Origin of the sequence: Caballeronia grimmiae, from assembly GCF_000698555.1 — a bacterium.
Taxonomy (GTDB): Bacteria; Pseudomonadota; Gammaproteobacteria; order Burkholderiales; family Burkholderiaceae; genus Caballeronia; species Caballeronia grimmiae.
Genome location: NZ_JFHE01000002.1, coordinates 266,622 through 284,030, shown reverse-complemented (window position 1 = coordinate 284,030; position 17,409 = coordinate 266,622). Strand labels below are relative to the sequence as shown.

13 protein-coding genes are annotated in these 17,409 nt (G+C 61.9%); 6 read left to right on the top strand and 7 right to left on the bottom strand.

Annotated features, from left to right (window positions below; genetic code table 11):
* The first annotated feature begins 504 nt into the window (after positions 1–504).
* Positions 505–1,134 carry a hypothetical protein gene (locus BG57_RS03570; protein WP_229753956.1) on the top strand — a complete coding sequence of 210 codons (630 nt, stop codon included), beginning with the start codon at positions 505–507 and terminating at the stop codon, positions 1,132–1,134.
* A gap of 145 nt (positions 1,135–1,279) precedes the next feature.
* On the top strand, positions 1,280–2,872 hold the full coding sequence (locus BG57_RS03565; RefSeq protein ID WP_052005603.1) for a sensor domain-containing diguanylate cyclase: 1,593 nt from the start codon (positions 1,280–1,282) through the stop codon (positions 2,870–2,872).
* A gap of 119 nt (positions 2,873–2,991) precedes the next feature.
* Here BG57_RS03565 and BG57_RS03560 read toward each other — a convergent pair whose 3' ends face one another.
* The 6 genes from BG57_RS03560 to BG57_RS03535 all read right to left on the bottom strand — a co-directional run bounded on the left by BG57_RS03560 (position 2,992) and on the right by BG57_RS03535 (position 12,270).
* Positions 2,992–4,140 carry a DSD1 family PLP-dependent enzyme gene (locus BG57_RS03560; RefSeq protein WP_035960202.1) on the bottom strand — a complete coding sequence of 383 codons (1,149 nt, stop codon included), beginning with the start codon at positions 4,138–4,140 and terminating at the stop codon, positions 2,992–2,994.
* A 120-nt stretch (positions 4,141–4,260) separates the two neighbouring features.
* Positions 4,261–5,508: a CaiB/BaiF CoA transferase family protein gene (locus BG57_RS03555; protein WP_371875858.1), complete on the bottom strand. Its 1,248-nt coding sequence runs from the start codon at positions 5,506–5,508 to the stop codon at positions 4,261–4,263.
* 126 nt (positions 5,509–5,634) lie between these two features.
* Positions 5,635–6,924, bottom strand: a complete 1,290-nt coding sequence (locus tag BG57_RS03550) for an MFS transporter (RefSeq protein ID WP_035960446.1) — start codon at positions 6,922–6,924, stop codon at positions 5,635–5,637.
* Between the two features lie 230 nt (positions 6,925–7,154).
* On the bottom strand, positions 7,155–10,217 hold the full coding sequence (locus BG57_RS03545; RefSeq protein WP_035960198.1) for an FAD-binding and (Fe-S)-binding domain-containing protein: 3,063 nt from the start codon (positions 10,215–10,217) through the stop codon (positions 7,155–7,157).
* Between the two features lie 53 nt (positions 10,218–10,270).
* Entirely contained in the window at positions 10,271–11,053 is a 783-nt protein-coding gene (locus tag BG57_RS03540) for a 2-keto-4-pentenoate hydratase (RefSeq protein WP_035960197.1), read from the bottom strand.
* Complete coding sequence (locus BG57_RS03535) at positions 11,050–12,270, bottom strand: pyridoxal-phosphate-dependent aminotransferase family protein (protein ID WP_035960196.1); 1,221 nt, start codon at positions 12,268–12,270, stop codon at positions 11,050–11,052. Before BG57_RS03535 ends, BG57_RS03540 begins: the two co-directional genes overlap by 4 nt.
* A 162-nt stretch (positions 12,271–12,432) precedes the next feature.
* Between BG57_RS03535 and BG57_RS03530 the strand changes: the two genes are divergently transcribed.
* On the top strand, positions 12,433–13,176 hold the full coding sequence (locus tag BG57_RS03530; protein ID WP_035960195.1) for a GntR family transcriptional regulator: 744 nt from the start codon (positions 12,433–12,435) through the stop codon (positions 13,174–13,176).
* Between the two features lie 74 nt (positions 13,177–13,250).
* On the opposite strand, the gene BG57_RS32920 is transcribed toward BG57_RS03530, so the two are convergent.
* On the bottom strand, positions 13,251–13,388 hold the full coding sequence (locus tag BG57_RS32920) for a hypothetical protein (protein ID WP_160174705.1): 138 nt from the start codon (positions 13,386–13,388) through the stop codon (positions 13,251–13,253).
* A gap of 92 nt (positions 13,389–13,480) precedes the next feature.
* Between BG57_RS32920 and BG57_RS03520 the strand changes: the two genes are divergently transcribed.
* From BG57_RS03520 to BG57_RS03510, 3 genes are all read left to right on the top strand, one after another.
* Complete coding sequence (locus BG57_RS03520; RefSeq protein ID WP_035960193.1) at positions 13,481–14,404, top strand: DNA-3-methyladenine glycosylase family protein; 924 nt, start codon at positions 13,481–13,483, stop codon at positions 14,402–14,404.
* 155 nt (positions 14,405–14,559) lie between these two features.
* Positions 14,560–16,569 (top strand): MFS transporter, encoded by a 2,010-nt coding sequence (locus tag BG57_RS03515; protein WP_229753957.1) that lies wholly within the window; start codon positions 14,560–14,562, stop codon positions 16,567–16,569.
* Positions 16,570–16,767: 198 nt separating this feature from the next.
* On the top strand, positions 16,768–17,220 hold the full coding sequence (locus tag BG57_RS03510; protein WP_035960191.1) for a hypothetical protein: 453 nt from the start codon (positions 16,768–16,770) through the stop codon (positions 17,218–17,220).
* The last annotated feature ends 189 nt before the right edge of the window (positions 17,221–17,409 follow it).

Genomic DNA, 17,409 nt, shown 5'->3' with positions numbered 1-17,409 from the left:
ATAAAGCGGCCCAGTCTTCTGCGTTACGTGGACGTCTAACACGGTCCTTGCGGGTGAACAGGAAGCGGACAGAGCTTCGTCAGAAGCGCCGCTTAGCGCCCTAGCCTCTTTATTCTCCCGACAACGACGTCCGCACAAGCTTTCGAGGCGAAGTCTCGGCGGCCGCAGATCGACGTCGGCCCGGCACTCGTCGCCCTTTCCGACAGCATATCGCGACGGAATGCTCAGCTTTATTTTAAGATAGCCCCTTTCAGCGGCTCGGCAACGTGTGCCAGGGGTAGTTTCGTGTTTTCTTGGAATCAGAGTCGAGATGCCGCAGTATGGGCCTTCGGCGCAGCGTTGTGCCTTTCTGCGGCAGTCCACGCGCAGGACGCCCGCTGCGCAGCGCCGACGCCGGCAGCGGCTACGCCGACCGCAGCGAGCGCGTCCGGGGAAGGCATTCTTTCGGCAACGGCTCTGCCGCCGCAATTCGCGGGCGACGATCCAGAGCAGGTAAGGGACGCCTTGGCCGCCGCGACGTCGCCAAACAGGAAACCTGCGACGAATCCGACCATCGCGGGCCGCGTGCGCGCGTTTCTGGCGCGTCCGTTTCATCGTACGGCGAGCGCTGCGGTGCCCCCGAACAATGACCAGTCCAAGGCTCAGCGGACTTTTGCATTCGTAATACCGGCGTCGTACGGCGTGCGTTTTGAATCCAAAAAGAAACTGTTGTCCGTCAACGTGTCGCTTGCGGCACCCGAGCAACCCGACGTAATTCTGCTCAAGCGCAAGGTGGAAGGCCAGAGCGGCCGGAAACTCGTTATTGCACCGGAAGCGAAGGCGAAGGGCTTCATTCAGACTATCGACACGATTCAGCTGGAAACGGGCGACCGCGGTAAAACGAGCGTGCGTGGCAGCGCATTGCTTCCCGACTTCGATCCGTCGCGTGGCAACGGCGACTTTGCGATCATGCTGGTCTGTTCGCTGGAACCGCCTTATCTATCCGATCGCTCGGAGCACAGCGATCCCACTGATGAAGAGCCCACCGACATCACGCGGAGGACATCGACATTGCACGGGCGTATCGACGCGGTGTGGCTCATCGACCGGAACAAAGGGACGATCGTCACAAGGCGCCTTCGTCTCGTCAAATAGATGCAACTGATCCCCTTGAGGTGGAATCACGACACAGGCCGCGCGCTCGACCGACACGGAAAGCCCCTGTTTCATGGTGTTTTCGTTACGCAACGAGGTCGCGCCGTAGGTCGACGAACGACAAGCCCGCGTCTTGGAGAGACGAATGGCCCGTAGTTTCAAAGCCGTACGCAAGACCGGCCGCGTCGTCGGACTGCGCTTGTTCCGGCGTAACAACAACGCGTGGCTGCGCGTCGCTGACGTGTTCTCGCGCTTCCCGTTGCTCGCCGGGATTATCGGCACGGCGATGGCCCTGTCGATGGGCGTGCTTTCGTTTGCCGCGCTCTGGCAAGGGCGCGCGCAGGCGCTGCAGAATGCACATGAGGCGTCCGAGAATGTCGTTGCGACGCTCAGTGCGGATATTGCACGCAATGTGGAATGGAGCGATCTGTCGTTACGCACCATCGTGAGCAGCATGGAAAATCCCCAAGTCGCGAAGATGTCGCCGGCACTGCGCCCGCTCGTGCTGTTCGACGGCGCGACGGCGGCGAGCTATATCGGCGGCGCGTTCGTCATGAATGCGCTGGGGCAAATCACCGATGCGCGCGACCCGTCGAACCGCACGGACCTCTCGTTCAGCGATCGCGGCTATTTCCAGGCCCACGCGCAAGACGCGAACGTCGGGCTGTATATTTCGGGGCCTTACGAATCTCGTTTGCGCGGCGGCAGGCCGTCCCTCGCATTGAGCCGGCGCATTAACGCGCCCGACGGCTCGTTCGCTGGCGTCGCGGTCATTGCGCTGAACACGAGCTACTTCGATGCTTTGCTATCGCGCGTGAACGTCGGCCGCGCGGGGTCGGTATTCATTGTGCAGCGCGACGGCGTAATGCTGGCACGCAAACCTCCCCTGCAAAACGATGGCACGGGGAAGGCAGCGCGAAACGTTTCGGTTTCGCCAACCTTCGTCGCGATGAAGGATCTGCCTTCGGGCTCGTACATCTCAACGTCCCCGCTCGATGGTGTCCGCCGTCTCTATACCTTCGTGCGTGTGCCGGGCACCAATCTCATCGCTGCCGTCGCGCCCGCCGAGGACGATGTGCTCGAAGGCTGGCGGCATCGAAGCGCAATCATCGGCGGCCTCACGCTGATGTTCGGCGGCGGCTTCATCGCCATCTCGTGGCTGCTGGCGATTTCGCTGCGATCGCGCGCCATCGCGCTCGAAAAATTGCAGCGGCTCGCCGGTACCGACTCATTGACCGGCCTGAGCAACCGCCGAGCGCTGGATCGCCGTCTCGGCGAGGAGTGGCGCCGCGCGCGCCGCAACGATCAGCCGCTATCGGCCCTCTTCGTCGACGTCGATCACTTCAAGCTCTATAACGACACATACGGCCACGCAATGGGCGACGACGCACTCGTCACCGTGGCCGATTGTATTCAGCATGCAGTGAAGCGTCCCGGCGATATCGTCGCACGCTATGGCGGCGAGGAATTCGTCATCGTGCTGCCCGGCGCAACGGCGGCGAGCGCGGTGCTGTTCGCCGATCGGCTGCGACGGAAAGTCGAATCGCTTGCCATTCCGAACAGCGGTTCACCGAGAGGCTTCCTCACCATCAGCATCGGGGCTGCGACGACGATGCCTCGCCAGGGCAGCGACGCGCTCAAGTTGCTCAACAGTGCGGACGCCGCGCTTTACCGGGCGAAACGCGCCGGACGAAACCAGGCCATTCACGAAGACTGTCTCGCTGGCCGCACGGTGTAGAGACACGGATGGCGTGCTGCATGCCGCGCGTTTCGGCATTTTGCATTAGAACCAGATCCGTGATGAAGGGCGTCTGCCAACCTGCTGGCCTTCCATCCGCGCAACGCGGAGCAGAACGGCTATCGGGACAGACCGCGCGCGTCGATTGCCCAGAAGTCGACCACTTCGTCGCCGCGATAGCACACGTACTCGTCATAAAGATTGACGGTCGGATCGCAATGACCCGGTGGCAGCAGGATGCGTTTGCCGAGTAGCGTCCTTGTATCGTGCTGTTGGCCGTCTTTTGCATGCAGCATGCCGTGTTCGTCGTTCGCGGCGGCGTACGTGAACGCCGGCTCGTCGCTGCCATCCAGCCAACGCACGCTACGGGGAAGGCCCGAATCCACCGCAAGCCCTTTCAGGCCGACATCGCAGACGGCCATTCCGGGCCGCGTCGCGCTCATGATCGTCGACAACACGAAAAGGCTGTGACGCCAGCGCAGGTTGCCGTTCCATGCGAGCGAACCGTAATCGCCATCCATGAAGACATACGATCCCGGCTGGACTTCCGTATAGACGCCGCTCGCCGCATCGAACTCGACGGTGCCGGTGCCGCCGCCCGTCACGACTGCACTCTGAATGCCGCGTGCTTCAAGTGCGCGCACGAAGCTCGCGGCACGATCGGCCGCGTGACCCGCCTCGGTCTTGCGTGCGTTCCAGTCGGCAATGTGCTGTGCGCCGCCGTGATAAGCCTGGATGCCCGCGAAGCGCAGGGACGGCTGGTCGGCGATCGCATCGACGAGTGACAGCAGCGCGTCCTCGTTCGTCACGCCGCAACGATGCTGACCAGCATCGACTTCGGCGAGCACATCGATGTTCACGCCTGCGCGAGCGGCGGCATCGCCGAGCGCGTTGACTTGCGGCAAGGCATCGACGCATACGGAGAGGCGCACGTGCGCCGCGAGTTCGACCGCCATTGCGAGCTTGTCCGCGCCGACGAACTCATTGCTGATATGGATGCTCTCGATACCAGCAGCCGCAAACGGATAAGCCTCCGATAGCTTCTGACAGCACACGCCGACCGCTCCCGCCTCGATCTGACGCCGAGCAATGGAAACAGACTTGTGTGCCTTTGCATGCGGTCTGAGAGCCACGTCGCTGCGCGCGACAAATGCCGCCATCGTCGCGAGATTGGCTTCGAACGCATCGAGATCGATCAACAGCGACGGCGACGCGACAGTCGAGAGCGCATCGCCGACACGGCAAGCGGGAGGGGGCACGAGCTTCATAGTTAGCTTCGACGAGTAGGCAGGCGGTCCGTCATCTTACCGTCCGACGTTTGCACTCTGCATGCTGCATGATGCATGCAACATGCAACATGCAACACGCAACATGCAAACGTCCAGCCATCACGACAGCGCATCAAGCTCCAGAATTGCGCCCTCGTCCTTCAGCGACCGTATGCGCGCATCGTCGAAGCCGTATTCGTGCAGCACTTCCGCCGTATGCTGTCCGAGCGTCGGCGCCGGACGCGATGGCCTCGTGCACCCATCGGAGAAGTGAATTGGCAACCCGATACCGCGCATAGAACCCGCAAGCGGATGTTCCGTCTCGACGATCATCCCGCGCGCAATGGCCTGTTCATGCGACGAAGCCTCCGGCACGCTGAGCACGGCGCCGCTGGGCAAGCCGATTGCATCGAACGCGGCGAGCCAGTCGGCGGTATCGCGCTCGACCAGCTTCGCGGTCAGAATCTCCACCAACGTCTCCCGATGCCTCAAACGGCCAGCGTTAGTCTGAAAACGTTCGTCCTCGGCAAGGCCTGGAATGTCGAGCACGCCCACGAGCCGCTCGTAGTTGCTCTGATTCGCGGCGCCGATGTTCACCCAGCCGTCCCGCGTGCGAAATGCCTGATAGGGCGCGCTTGTCGGGTTCGCGGAGCCTGCCTTCGGCAGCACCGTGCCGTCCGCGAAGTAGTTTGCGAACGCCCAGTACATCTGTTGCAGTCCCGCTTCGAAGAGCGACGTGTCGACCATCTGCCCCAAACCGGTCGTCTTCTTTCTCGCATAGGCCGCGCTGACGCCGAGCGCCGCGAGAATGCCCGCGTTGATGTCCGTCACCGGCGATCCCGCCTTGATCGGCGCCTGGCCGGGCTCGCCTGTCATGCTCATCAGTCCGCTCAGGCCTTGCGCGATGAGATCGAAACCGCCCTTGTCGGCCATCGGCCCGGTGCGCCCGTAACCGGAAATCGCGCAATAGATGAGGCCAGGGTTGACCTCCCTCAGCGCTTCGTAGCCCATGCCGAGTTTCTCCATCGTGCCGCGACGATAATTCTCCGTGACGACATCTGCCGTCGCTAGCATCGTTCTCAGCACCTTCTTGCCGCCTTCCGTTTTCAGATTCAGCGCGATGCCGCGCTTGTTGCGGTTCACGATCAGGAACGACGCAGACTCTCCGCTCGGAAGAATCGGCGCAAACCGCCGGCAATCGTCGCCGTTCGGAATCTTTTCGACCTTGATGACATCGGCGCCCATGTCCGCGAGCATCATTCCGCAGATCGGTCCCGACATGATGTGCGCCAGCTCGATTACGCGCATGCCCGCGAGCGGCCCTCCACCCTGTTCCGTCGATGCAGCTGTTTGTTCAATGTCTGCCATATCGATATTCCTCGTAATTCGCTGTCACGGTGTGATGACAAGCGGCCGCGAACGTCGCCGGTGCATGTTGCATGCTGCATTCGGCACGCAACATGCAATTCCACCGCCGAGCGGCCACCTCGCGCCTCACACCAGCTTGCCCGCGTGCGCGGCCTGAGTCTTCTCTTCTTCGGCCTCCAGCGAACGGTCCGGCCGCATCGTGAACGAAAGAATGATGCCGGCCGCCATGACGATCATGGATACGGTGAACGGCAGATTCCAGTTGCCTGTGCGGTCGATGATCCACCCGCCAATGACCGGGCTGATGATCGCGGCAAGCGCCGATCCTGAATTCATAATGCCGGATGCCGTGCCCGCATGCTTCGGTGCGATGTCCATGGGCACCGACCACATCGGCCCGATAGTCATCTCGTTGAAGAAGAATCCAGCCGAGAGGCACATGGCGACGAACGTCATCGATATGTTGGACACCAGCAAGATCGGGGCGAGCGACAGCAAGGTCAGGAGCATGCACACGCCGACCATTACATTGCGCGCGAGACGCACGTTGCCGCTCTTGCGCAAAATGCGATCGGTCACCGAACCACCGAGATAGTCGCCCAGCACACCCGCGAAGAACACGCCTGACGCAAACAGCGCGGACTTGCCGAGCGGCATGTGATAGTTGTGCAGGAAGTACTGCGGAATCCAGCCGAGAAACAGCCACAGCACCCAGCCATAGCAGAAGTACACAGCCGTGACCGGGGCCATGCGGCCAAGCAGAAGGCGCCACGGCACGGGTTTGCGTTGCTTGACGCCCGAGTAGTCCGCAAGGGTCTCGCATTCGCTCTCGGTGATGCGCGGATGATCGCGCGGGTTATCGCGGAAATAGAAGACCCATGCGATGGCCCACGCGAAACTGACGATACCGGTGATAATGAATGCACCGCGCCAGCTCGTCGCCACCATCAGCCACACGATCAATGGCGGCGCCACTGCATTGCCGATGCGCGATGCTGCGTGCGTAATGCCTTGCGCGAAGCCGCGCTGATCGGCCGGCATCCAGTTGGACATGGCGCGCGTCGCCGTCGGGAACGTCGCGCCTTCGCCGAGCCCGAGCAGCACTCGCGCGACGATCAGCGACACGAAGCCGCCTGCCATGCCGGTGAGCACCGTTGCACCCGCCCAGATGATGGCGCACAGCGTGAGCGTTCGACGCGGGCCGAAACGATCGCCGACCCATCCGCCGATGATCTGGAAAATCAGATACGGATAGGCGAATGCAGAAAACACGAAGCCGATTTGCGTGTGCGACAGGCCGAGTTCGGCGCCGAACTGACTCGCGGCGGTGCTGACATTGACGCGGTCGATATAGGTGATGAAATACATCGCGCATAGCAGCAATAGAACGCGCGTAGTGGCTCGACGGAACATCATCGTCTCCTTGAGATCGCGTGCGTATCCCCGGCGCAGCAATGCGCCATGGTCACGGCATACGGAACATCGTTCGGTGCGTCGAATGAGGGCGTAGTACCCGCGTGCACTGCTACGGTCTGCGTCTATGCAAGCGGCGGGTGCGAGGTTTGCGAAGTGATGTCATGGCGTCGTCTCCTGTCTCGGATCATCTGCATGTCCGCTGTTATGGTTTCGATAAAAACCTGCTTTATTCACCTCAGGCTCGAGTGAGTTTTCGACAGCGCGCGTTCGAGCACTCGCGCCACATGCCATGCTTCAATCCGCGCGCCGTCCGCAATTTGATGCCGGCAGCTCGTGCCGTCCGCGACGATCAAGGCATCGCCTGCATCCCTTGCCTTTCGTACGGCCGGCAACAGCGACAGCTCAGCCATCGCTTGCGAAGCCTGATAGTGCTCCGCCTCATAACCGAAGCTGCCCGCCATTCCGCAACACGAGGACTCGATCGTCTGCACATCGAGGCCAGGAATCCAGCTCAATACCGTCTCGACGGGCCGCACCGCATCGAATGCTTTCTGATGACAATGGCCGTGCAGCAGCGCCTTTTGCTTGTCGATCGGTCCGAGTTCAAGTTCCAGGCGTCTCGCCGCACGCTCGCGGACCAAAAACTCTTCGAATAGAAACGATGCTTCGGATAGCTTACGAGCTGCATCGCCGTATCCGTAGCCGAGGAACTCGTCGCGTAACGAAAGCAGGCACGATGGCTCGAGTCCGACGATCGACACGCCCCGCTCGACGAAGGGCAGCAATGCATCGAGCGCACGGCGCGCTTCGGCTTTGGCTTCGTCGACGAGGCCTGTGGAAAGGAAGGTTCGCCCGCAACATAAGGGACGCTCGCCTGCCTTCTCGTTGAGATGAACCGCATAGCCCGCAGCTTCGAGCACTCGCTTTGCTGCGTGCGCGTTCTCCGGCTCCATGTAGTTGTTGAAGGTATCCACGAACAAGAGCACTTCCTTGTCGGCGGACGTGGTGCGCTTGTTGGGCGCATCGCCCAGGAAGGGCTTTTTGAAGACCGGGAAGGCACGCTGCGGCGCAAGACCGAGTGTCGTCTTCAGCCAGTGCGCTGCGCGCGGCATGCGCGATTCGAACGCACCGCTCAGGGCCGGCATCCGGCTCGCATACGGCGCATAGCGTGGCAAGAACGCAATCAGTCTTTCTCGCAGGCGCAATCCATGACGCGCGGTCCATGCTGCACGCGCTTCGATTTTCATGCGCGCCATATCGACGCCGGTCGGGCAATCGCGCTTGCATCCCTTGCACGAGACGCAGAGATCGAGAGCGTCTTTGACTTCCTGACTTGCGAGCGCGTCGCCGTGGTCACCGAGTTGACCGGACAGCGCGAGCCGCAGGGTATTCGCGCGGCCTCGCGTGACATGTTGCTCGTCCTTGGTGATGCGATAGCTCGGGCACATCGTGCCGGCGTCGAACTTGCGGCAGTGGCCATTGTTGTTGCACATCTCCACTGCCTTCGCGAGTCCGTGCGTGACATCTCCGCCCGAGTGCGGGGTGCCCTCTTCCCCGGTCAGCGGATTACGCGTCACGTTCCATGCAGACCAGTCGAGTCGAGGTTCGATTGCGCGCTCGCGATACGTCGGCGGAAAACGAAAGTTCGCGGCATCGTCCATTTTCGGCGGCGCAACGATGCGATCCGGACTCATGCGGTTGTCGGGATCGAAGAGTCGCTTGATATCGCCGAACGCTTCATTGATGCGCGGCCCGTACTGCCACGCGACCCATTCGCCACGGCATAGGCCATCGCCGTGTTCGCCCGAATAGGCGCCCTTGTATTCGCGTACGAGCGCCGCCGCTTCTTCCGCGATCGCGCGCATCTTGATTGCGCCATCGCGGCGCATATCGAGAATCGGCCGTACATGCAGCGTTCCGACGCTCGCATGGGCATACCAGGTACCTTCGGTGCCGTGCTTCCTGAAGACTTCGGTGAGACGGTTCGTGTACTGCGCAAGATGCTCGAGCGGTACCGCGCAATCTTCGATGAAGGACACCGGCTTGCCATCGCCCTTCATGCTCATCATGATGTTGAGGCCCGCCTTGCGTACCTCCCAAAGCGCTTTTTGCGGCCCGGCATCGGGCATCTGCACGACTGACCCAGGCAAGCCGAGATCGCTCATCAACTCGACCAGTTGTGCGAGCTTGCTCATCTGCGTGCCACGGTCCGCGCCCGCGAATTCCACCAGCAGCACTGCTTCCGGCTTGCCGACCAGCGCCTTTTCGATGACAGGACGAAACGCGGGATTCGACATTGCCAGATCGATCATCGTGCGATCGACGAGTTCGACCGCAACGGGACCGAGATTCACGATGTGCTGCGTCATGTCCATCGCATCGAAGAAGCTCGGGAAGTTCACCACGCCAAGCGTTTTATGCGCGGGCAGCGGCGCGAGCTTCAACGTCAACTGACGACTGAACGCGAGCGTTCCTTCTGAACCGACCAGGAGGTTCGCGAGGTTAGGTTCATCCGCACTGAAGGGCAGCGGACTCTGGCAGTCGAAGAGGTCGAGGTTATAGCCTGCCACGCGCCTCAAGACTTTTGGAATGCGTTCGCGCATCTCATCGCGCTCACGCATGGCGATGTCGCGCACGCCATCGATGAGAACGCGCGTGCGAGCATCGCCATGCATCGTCGAAAGCCTGCCGAAGCGCGCTTCGTGACCGTCGGCGAGTATGGCGTCGATTGCGTCCACGTTATGCACCATGATCCCGTATTCCATCGAACGGGAGCCGCACGAGTTGTTGCCTGCCATGCCCCCGATCGTACATTGCGCACTCGTCGATACATCCACCGGAAACCAGAGGCCGTGCGGTTTGAGCCACGCATTCAGGTGATCCAGCACCACGCCCGGCTCGACCGTGACGGTGCGCGCGTCCTTGTCGAAATGGACGATGTTGTTCAGCCACTTCGTCGCGTCGATAACGAGCGCTTCGCCGACGGTCTGCCCGCATTGACTGGTGCCCGCTCCGCGAGCAAGCACGCTCGCATTGCTATCGCACGCGATATCCAGTGCGCGTCGCAAGTCGTCCTGATCTTTCGGCACGACGACACCGATCGGCATGATTTGATAGATCGATGCATCGGTCGCATAACGTCCGCGCGACGCGCGATCGAACAGCACGTCGCCTTCAAGCTCTCGTTGAAGACGCGCCTGCAAGGGCGTCGGCGTCGCATCGGGCCGTGCGCGCCCCGACGCGGGCACGAGATGGATCGGCTTGACCAGACGGTCGGTCGTGGAATTGAGCATCGTCGCTGTCGGTGAGTGCCGGATGGTCTTTTGAATGCCTGATGCGGCATGCCTTAGTCGAGATGCAATTCGACAGGCGGTAGGCCTTGGATTGCTCCGGTCGCAGTGCCCGGCCTGGCCGGGAACGCGATGCCGGTATACGAGCCTGCCGTGATCACCGTGCCCGGCTCTACCGTCAGTCCGCGTGAGACCGCATGGTTGATCGTCCACGCGAGCAGACGGCGCGGATCGCGAGCCGGATTTGCGGGTACACCCTGAAAGAGCGATGCATCGTCGTACGTGAACGACATTGACGGCGACACGAACGGGAACGCTTCGTCGTACGGCACGCCGTCACCGACGACGAGCGCGCCGTGGTTCTGCAAATCCGCAAGCTGCCACAGCTTGTCGATGTCGGGCCACGCGGCGAAGCGGCTCGCGACCACTTCGATCGCCGCATGCACGCGATCGATTGAATTCAAAATGTCGGCATCGCTGTACGGCCCGCTGCTCGCTGCAAAGCTGCGGCTGAAGGTGAAGGCCACTTCGAGTTCGAGACCCGCCTTGCCGAAGCCCTGCATCGAAAGTCGAGCGCCCGAGCGATGCACGCCGCTTGCGGGAAGCAACGCGCCCTGGATGGGAGCCTCGGTAGACTTCGCGCCGACCTTCCATCCGCCGATCGCCTTACTATCGTTGCTGTCGGCGCCCAGCGCGCGGAGCGTCGCTTCCTGCGCGGCGAAAGCGTCGTCCACGCTCGTGGGGCGTGCGGTTTCGGGCAAGTCATCCAGCTTCGCCCGATGCCCGCGTGCCTCGGCGAACAAACGCGCAAGCGCGGCTACGTCGAACGCGGCGCTCATGCCGCGACCTTCAGTTCGGGCTTGGCGACGTGTTCCGTCAAATAGTCCATGGCGGCCGCGACGCCGCTCTCTTGCAGCGGAATTCCCGCCAGTTTCAGTCCCATCTCGCAGCCGGTGAGCGCGGCCATCAGGGTGAGATCGTTGCAGTCACCCAAATGACCGATGCGGAACATGCGCCCTTTCGCCTTGCCGAGCCCCGTGCCGAGCGACATGTCGAAATGCTCGTAGATGAGCTTGCGCACCGAGTCGGCATCGACGCCTTCGGGTGTCATCACGCCGGTCAGTACGGGCGAGTACACCTCCGGATCCGCGCACTGGATTTCGAGACCCCATGCGGTCACCGCCGATCGGCACGCGGCGGCGAGCCGGTTATGCCGTGCGAACACGTTGTCGAGTCCTTCGCCGAGGATCATGTCGAGCGCTTCGGCGAGGCCGTACAGCAGATTCGTGTTCGGCGTGTAGGGCCAGTAGCCCTGCTTGTTCATCTCGATGATCTCTTTCCAGTCCCAAAACGCGCGCGGCAGTTTCGCGTGCCTGGAAGCCTCGATCGCCTTCTGCGAAACGGCATTGAAGCTGATACCCGGCGGCAGCATGAGGCCCTTTTGCGAGCCTGAGACGGTCACGTCGACACCCCATTCGTCATGGCGATAGTCCGCAGACGCGAGACCCGAGATCGTGTCGACCAGCAACAGAGCGGGATGGCCGGCCGCATCGATCGCGCGGCGCACTGCGGCGATGTCCGACGTCACGCCGGTCGAGGTTTCGTTATGCACGACACAGACGGCTTTGATCGCGTGCTGTGCGTCGTCGCGCAGACGCTTTTCAATCATTTCCGGCTGCACGCCGCGACGCCATCCTTCGATGCCCGGCAAGCTAAGGAACTCGGGCTTGAGGCCGAGGTTCTCGGCCATCTTTTTCCACAGTGTCGCGAAGTGGCCGGTCTCGTACATGAGCACGGTATCGCCGGGGCTGAGCGTGTTCGAAAGCGCCGCCTCCCACGCACCCGTGCCGGACGCGGGGTAAATGACGACCGGCTGCGTAGTCTTGAAGATCTTCTTGATCCCATCCAGCACCTTCAGGCCGAGCGCGCCGAATTCCGGTCCACGATGGTCGATCGTCGGATAGCTCATTGCCCGCAGAATCCGGTCGGGCACCGGGCTCGGTCCGGGAATCTGCAGGAAATGTCGGCCAGCGGGGTGGAAATCGAGCTTCAGCATGGTGGCGAACCCTTCAAATTGAATTTTGCATGCAAAATACTCTAGCGCAGTGGGTGAGTCAGGCAAAGGTTTTATTAGGCCGAACGGCCTAGGGATAACCCGCTGGCGGTTTTTTCCGCTTCCAGTGAGATAAAATTGCCGAAACGAGTTTCGAGGTATTGAATGCAAAATCCTGACGTCCCGGAAGCGCGCTTGTCGCCCGCGCTCCTGCCGAAGCTGGAACGCCTCCGCTTGCACGACACGGTTGTGGACAACCTGCGCAACTTCATCGTCGAAGGAATGCTCGCGCCCGGCGTCAAGCTCAACGAGCGCAAGCTGTGCGAAACGCTCGGCATCTCGCGCACGCCGCTGCGGGAAGCGCTCAAGGTGCTGGCTGCCGAAGGTCTGATCGACATCGCCCCGAACAGGGGCGCGTCGGTGTCGCAGATGAGCGACCTCGAGATCCGCGAGATGTTCGAGTTGATGAGCGGCCTGGAGGCGTTCTCGGGTGAACTGGCATGCGAGCGCATCACGCCCGCTGAGATCGCGGAAATCAAGTTGCTGCACGAAGCGATGGTCGCCTGTCGCGCGCAGAATGACTTGTCGGGGTATTACGCACGCAATCGCGCGATTCACGACAAGATCAATGAGGCGGCGCGCAATACCGCCCTCAGGCAAACGTATGTGTCGATTAACCGACGCTTGCAGGCGCTACGCTTCCGCTCGAATTTCCAGACGCCGAAGTGGGACAGCGCGATACGCGAACACGAAGAGATGATCTCGGCCTTGGAGACGCGCGACGGACCGCGCATGGCTGCGATCCTGCGTCGGCATTTGCTCGGCAAGCGGGATGCGGTGCTCGCCGAGCGCACGCTAACGACGGTGAAGCCCGCCTCGCCGGCCGGGCGTGGTGCGAAGCAAGCGTAATTCGCTGCGTGCGAGAATGGCTTGGCCGAACGGGCAGTCGGACGCACGCTCTAGCATGCTGCAGAGAGTTTCAACTAACCACGGGCGACCCATGCCGCGTGATGGTCGTTGCCCGCGGCGCTCCTATGCTCAACGTGGCGCCCGATCGGAGAGACCACGGCCAGCGCAGCTGTGATGGCGATTGCGACGATACTGATAGTGATGGCGTTCATGTTGGCCTCCGTTTCGATGGAGCCATTGTCGACGTGAAAACTTAGCCGTAAATGAGCGCCCTCATCATGGCATTCATCATTCTGCATACAAGATGCACTCGACGCAGTTACCCTCCGCCGCGACCATCGAACTACCGTACAAGCGCCCTTTCGACTGGGCACGGCTCATCGCATTCATCGGCGGGAGAGCGTCGGCAGGCGTTGAATCGGTGGAAGGAGGCGTTTACCGTCGCGCGATCGAATGGCGCGGCGATGTCGGCATCGTCGAAGTGCGGCCGCACGCACGCAAGCATTGCCTGATCGCGACCGTACAGGGCGATGTGCACCGCCACGCCGATGAACTCGCCGTCCCGCTTTCGCGGCTGTTCGACGTGCACGTCGACCCGCATGAAATCGCGCGCTGCCTTTCGCACGATCCGCTGCTCGGGCCGCTCGTCGAGGCGACTCCTGGTCTGCGTGTACCGGGCGCGTGGTCCGGATTCGAGCTAGTGGTGCGAACCATTGTCGGCCAGCAAGTCAGCGTGAAGGGTGCATCGACGATAATGGGCCGCATCGTCCAGCGCGCGGGGCGGCGCATCGACGGCCATCCGCACGAAGGCACGGCGTGGCGGTTTCCTACTCCACGCGAACTTGCCGATGCGGACCTCGCCCAGATCGGCATGCCGGGCAAGCGCGTTGAGACCGTGCAGCGCTTCGCGCACGCAGTCGCGACAGGTGCGCTGCCGATCGACACGCCCGGCGCGGACCGCGAGCATTTGAAGCGCGAGTTGCTCGCAATGCCCGGCATCGGTCCGTGGACTGTCGGCTACGTTGCGATGCGCGCCCTGCGCGACCCCGACGCTTGGCCCGATGCCGATCTCGTGCTGATGCAGGCGATCGCGCGACGCGAGCCATCGCTCCTGAAGCCAGCGCAGCAACGCGCGTACGTCGAACGGTGGCGTCCGTGGCGCGCCTATGCGGCGATGCACCTTTGGAACGGCGTTGCGCTGGAGTCAGGGCTTGCGCGAGGCGGTTGAATCTTGCATGAGTCGATTGCATTCAGCATGCCGAGCGGTCGCGAAATAGCCTAATCTCAATCGTGCAGGACTGCTCTGCGGCACCGGGACAGCGGCACGGCAGCGGCAGCTCGCAGCGAAAGACGCATCGCAGGACTACCGGCGGGGAGTCGCACATGGACGCTGCATCACAGGATACGGCGAGTGGACGCGGTGAACGCACTGCATCAGCATTGGACACCGCGAGTGCATCCAATGTACCGATTGCGCCGCGCGTGCAGAAAATCGTCGTCGCGATACACGGTATCGGCAATCAGTTGCATAGCGACACCGTACGCTCGGTCGCCAGCCAGTTCGGCGCGCGTTACGATCCGCCGTTGCCGGTCATGCCACTCGGCTATTTCGATATCGCGGGCGTCGGCGAAGTCGATGTGCGTCAGCTCGACTTGCCACAGGGCGGCCCTTACACCGCCGAGCAACGCGCCTTCTATTCGGCACTCGGCTTCGCCGAAGTCTATTGGGCAGACATACCGCGCGAAGTGGTCAAGCAGGACGACACGCTCGAAGAAAGCAAAGCGTGGGGCCTGTCCATCGTGAGCCGCGCGCAGGCCGCCTACATGCTGAACGTGCGGGAGCGAAAGCTCGAACCCGCCGACTTCTCGCTTGCGGCGGGCGTCGTCGAGGAGGTCGTGGAGACCGTCGCGGTCATGCAAAGCCTGCTCGCCGTGACGGAAAAGGCCGGCGTCTTCAAGTTCGATCTCGCACCCGTCCTGCGCGATTATGTCGGCGACGTTCAGCTCGTGGCGGACTTCAAGCAGCATCGCGACACCATCGTCTATCGCTTCCATCGCGTGATGAAACGCCTGGTCGACCTCGTCACGACGCGCTGCAACTGCGCGCCGGAGGTGTATCTCATCGCCCATAGCGAGGGCACCGTCATCAGCTTCCTCGGCATTTTGCATGCACTCTCGCAGTCTTCGATACAAGATCCCAAGGACAAGAAACAGGCGATCAGCACGGATTGGGTGAAGTGCTTGCGGGGCTTCATGACGATCGGCTCGCCCATCGACAAGCACGTGTTGTTGTGGCCTGACCTATGGAGAAACATGGCGCTCACCACGCGCGAAACAGACGGCGGGATCATGCTGCCCGACCGGACTGGCGATCCGTTGCGGCTCGACGCGCGCATCAAATGGCGCAACTACTACGACTTTGGCGATCCCGTGGGCTTTGCCCTCGACACCACGCGAGCCTATCTGAGCGCAGCAGGCTGCAAGGCGTTCGAATTCGAAGACAAGCACGACTATGGATTCGCCCGCTACTGGCTGCCCGGCAAAGCGCACACCGACTACTGGACCGATGCCGGCGTCTTCAATCACTTCATCGAAGACGTCATGCTCGGCAAACCGACCGCGCGCCCTCCGGTAAGCCGCCGTGCGCGGGGCATCGTGAGTACGTCGATCCCCTATCTCCTGAGCTTTGCGCTACATCTCGCAGCCGTGTTTTTTGTGTACAAGGCCGTGACCGCATCATCCGACGCCGACAGTTCGAGCGGCGCGCCTGCGTTCATCCATCTCACGCGCTCGGTCTTCGCGCTCGCGTGCCTGCTGATGGGCACGACCGTCGCCGCGCGCATTCCTCGCCTCGTCAAGGCACGCGGTGCGATGCGCACCGATGCATGGCTGCGATGGCGCGTCGTTGCGCTGGCGGCGTTCTGCGGTGGTGCGCTTCTCTTCTGGGTGGTGCTGCTTCCGGATGTGGCCGAGTTTCTTGCGGGACCGTTTGCGAACCTCGTGCACGATCGCATGCAAGATTCAATCGTCGGCAAGCTCGTGTTCGTCGCGGCAGGCGTGGTCGTTGCGCTTTCGGGCTGGTTCGCACCGCGAAAGCCGCGCTGGGGACGGCGGGTGATCGTCGGCATGGGAACGCTGATGACGGTGCTCATCGTCGGCGTGCGGCTCTGGGGCGATCTCGAAGACAAGGCGCTATGGCCCGTGGTGCTCGGAGGTGTGCTCTTCCTGTATGCGTGGTGGCTCGCGATTCTGATTTTTGATCTCGCGTTCGTCTGGCATCGCTATGTGCGCAACTCGGTCGCCCTCGATACCCTGCGCGCGTGGCGCTTGCAAGGGCGTGACGCGGAGCCTCGGCCGATCGTGCGAATGCACGGAAAGCAGGCGCCGCGTTGAATTCAATGCTGCATGCCACGCGCTGCATAATGAATGCCGAATGCAAATCGGCAAATTGCATTGCCGGCTTATCAAACGAATCGTGCCTCGGAGATCACTTGAGCAGAGCGAAGCTACAAAGACCGATTAAGCAAGGCAGCGTCAGCGTTACGCTGAACGCATTCGTTGCCGCCGGATACTGCTCTGGAGGAGACTTTAATGAACGAGAGGTCAAATGACGATTGGCAATATCAGGTGCGCGTCCGCCTAAGTCCCCCATACGCGGAACTGGCGCGCAAGGATAGAAGCAATCCGGCGCTATCGTCTCTCAACAGAGTGCTCGAGCGACACGACGCTCAGTTGAAATGCCAGTTCGATGCCTTCGCCGACTATGTGGCCGAAGCGGAGCGCGAAGGCACGGAGCATTACCCGTTGTATCGATGGACACGGGAAACCATCGAAAATCCCGAGAAGAAAGCGAAATATCTCGAAGCCTTCGCGCTGTATGTGAATGGCGATGAAGTGTACGACAAGGCCATCGCCGACGCGCTCGAACTCGATCTCCAGGAACTGGCAGCACACGCAAGCGATGTCATCGCGGAAGTCCGAAAGTTCGACACCAACCCGGCCCACAACCCGCAACCGCCGTCTTACGATCGATCCGGCGCGTAGCTCGTCGTCGATCTCGCGCACGGCTTCGGCGTGCCGGGTCCGAGCATCGCGTCTATGTCGGCACGCTTGGCAAGCCAGCGGGCGTATTGAGTGCGTTCGTCGTGGCGAGTGAGGCCGTCATCGAATGAATCATCCAATGCGAATAAGTTCGATAAGCTCAATCACGGCGCGTATCTAGTGAACGCGGCC

Bases quoted from the DNA above. Each gene is read 5' to 3' on its own strand.
- BG57_RS03565 (WP_052005603.1), top strand. From the start codon at position 1,280: ATGGCCCGTAGTTTCAAAGCCGTACGCAAGACCGGCCGCGTCGTCGGA.
- BG57_RS03560 (WP_035960202.1), bottom strand. From the start codon at position 4,140: ATGAAGCTCGTGCCCCCTCCCGCTTGCCGTGTCGGCGATGCGCTCTCG.
- BG57_RS03555 (WP_371875858.1), bottom strand. From the start codon at position 5,508: ATGGCAGACATTGAACAAACAGCTGCATCGACGGAACAGGGTGGAGGG.
- BG57_RS03550 (WP_035960446.1), bottom strand. From the start codon at position 6,924: ATGATGTTCCGTCGAGCCACTACGCGCGTTCTATTGCTGCTATGCGCG.
- BG57_RS03545 (WP_035960198.1), bottom strand. From the start codon at position 10,217: ATGCTCAATTCCACGACCGACCGTCTGGTCAAGCCGATCCATCTCGTG.
- BG57_RS03540 (WP_035960197.1), bottom strand. From the start codon at position 11,053: ATGAGCGCCGCGTTCGACGTAGCCGCGCTTGCGCGTTTGTTCGCCGAG.
- BG57_RS03535 (WP_035960196.1), bottom strand. From the start codon at position 12,270: ATGCTGAAGCTCGATTTCCACCCCGCTGGCCGACATTTCCTGCAGATT.
- BG57_RS03530 (WP_035960195.1), top strand. From the start codon at position 12,433: ATGCAAAATCCTGACGTCCCGGAAGCGCGCTTGTCGCCCGCGCTCCTG.
- BG57_RS32920 (WP_160174705.1), bottom strand. From the start codon at position 13,388: ATGAACGCCATCACTATCAGTATCGTCGCAATCGCCATCACAGCTGCG.
- BG57_RS03520 (WP_035960193.1), top strand. From the start codon at position 13,481: ATGCACTCGACGCAGTTACCCTCCGCCGCGACCATCGAACTACCGTAC.
- BG57_RS03515 (WP_229753957.1), top strand. From the start codon at position 14,560: ATGGACGCTGCATCACAGGATACGGCGAGTGGACGCGGTGAACGCACT.
- BG57_RS03510 (WP_035960191.1), top strand. From the start codon at position 16,768: ATGAACGAGAGGTCAAATGACGATTGGCAATATCAGGTGCGCGTCCGC.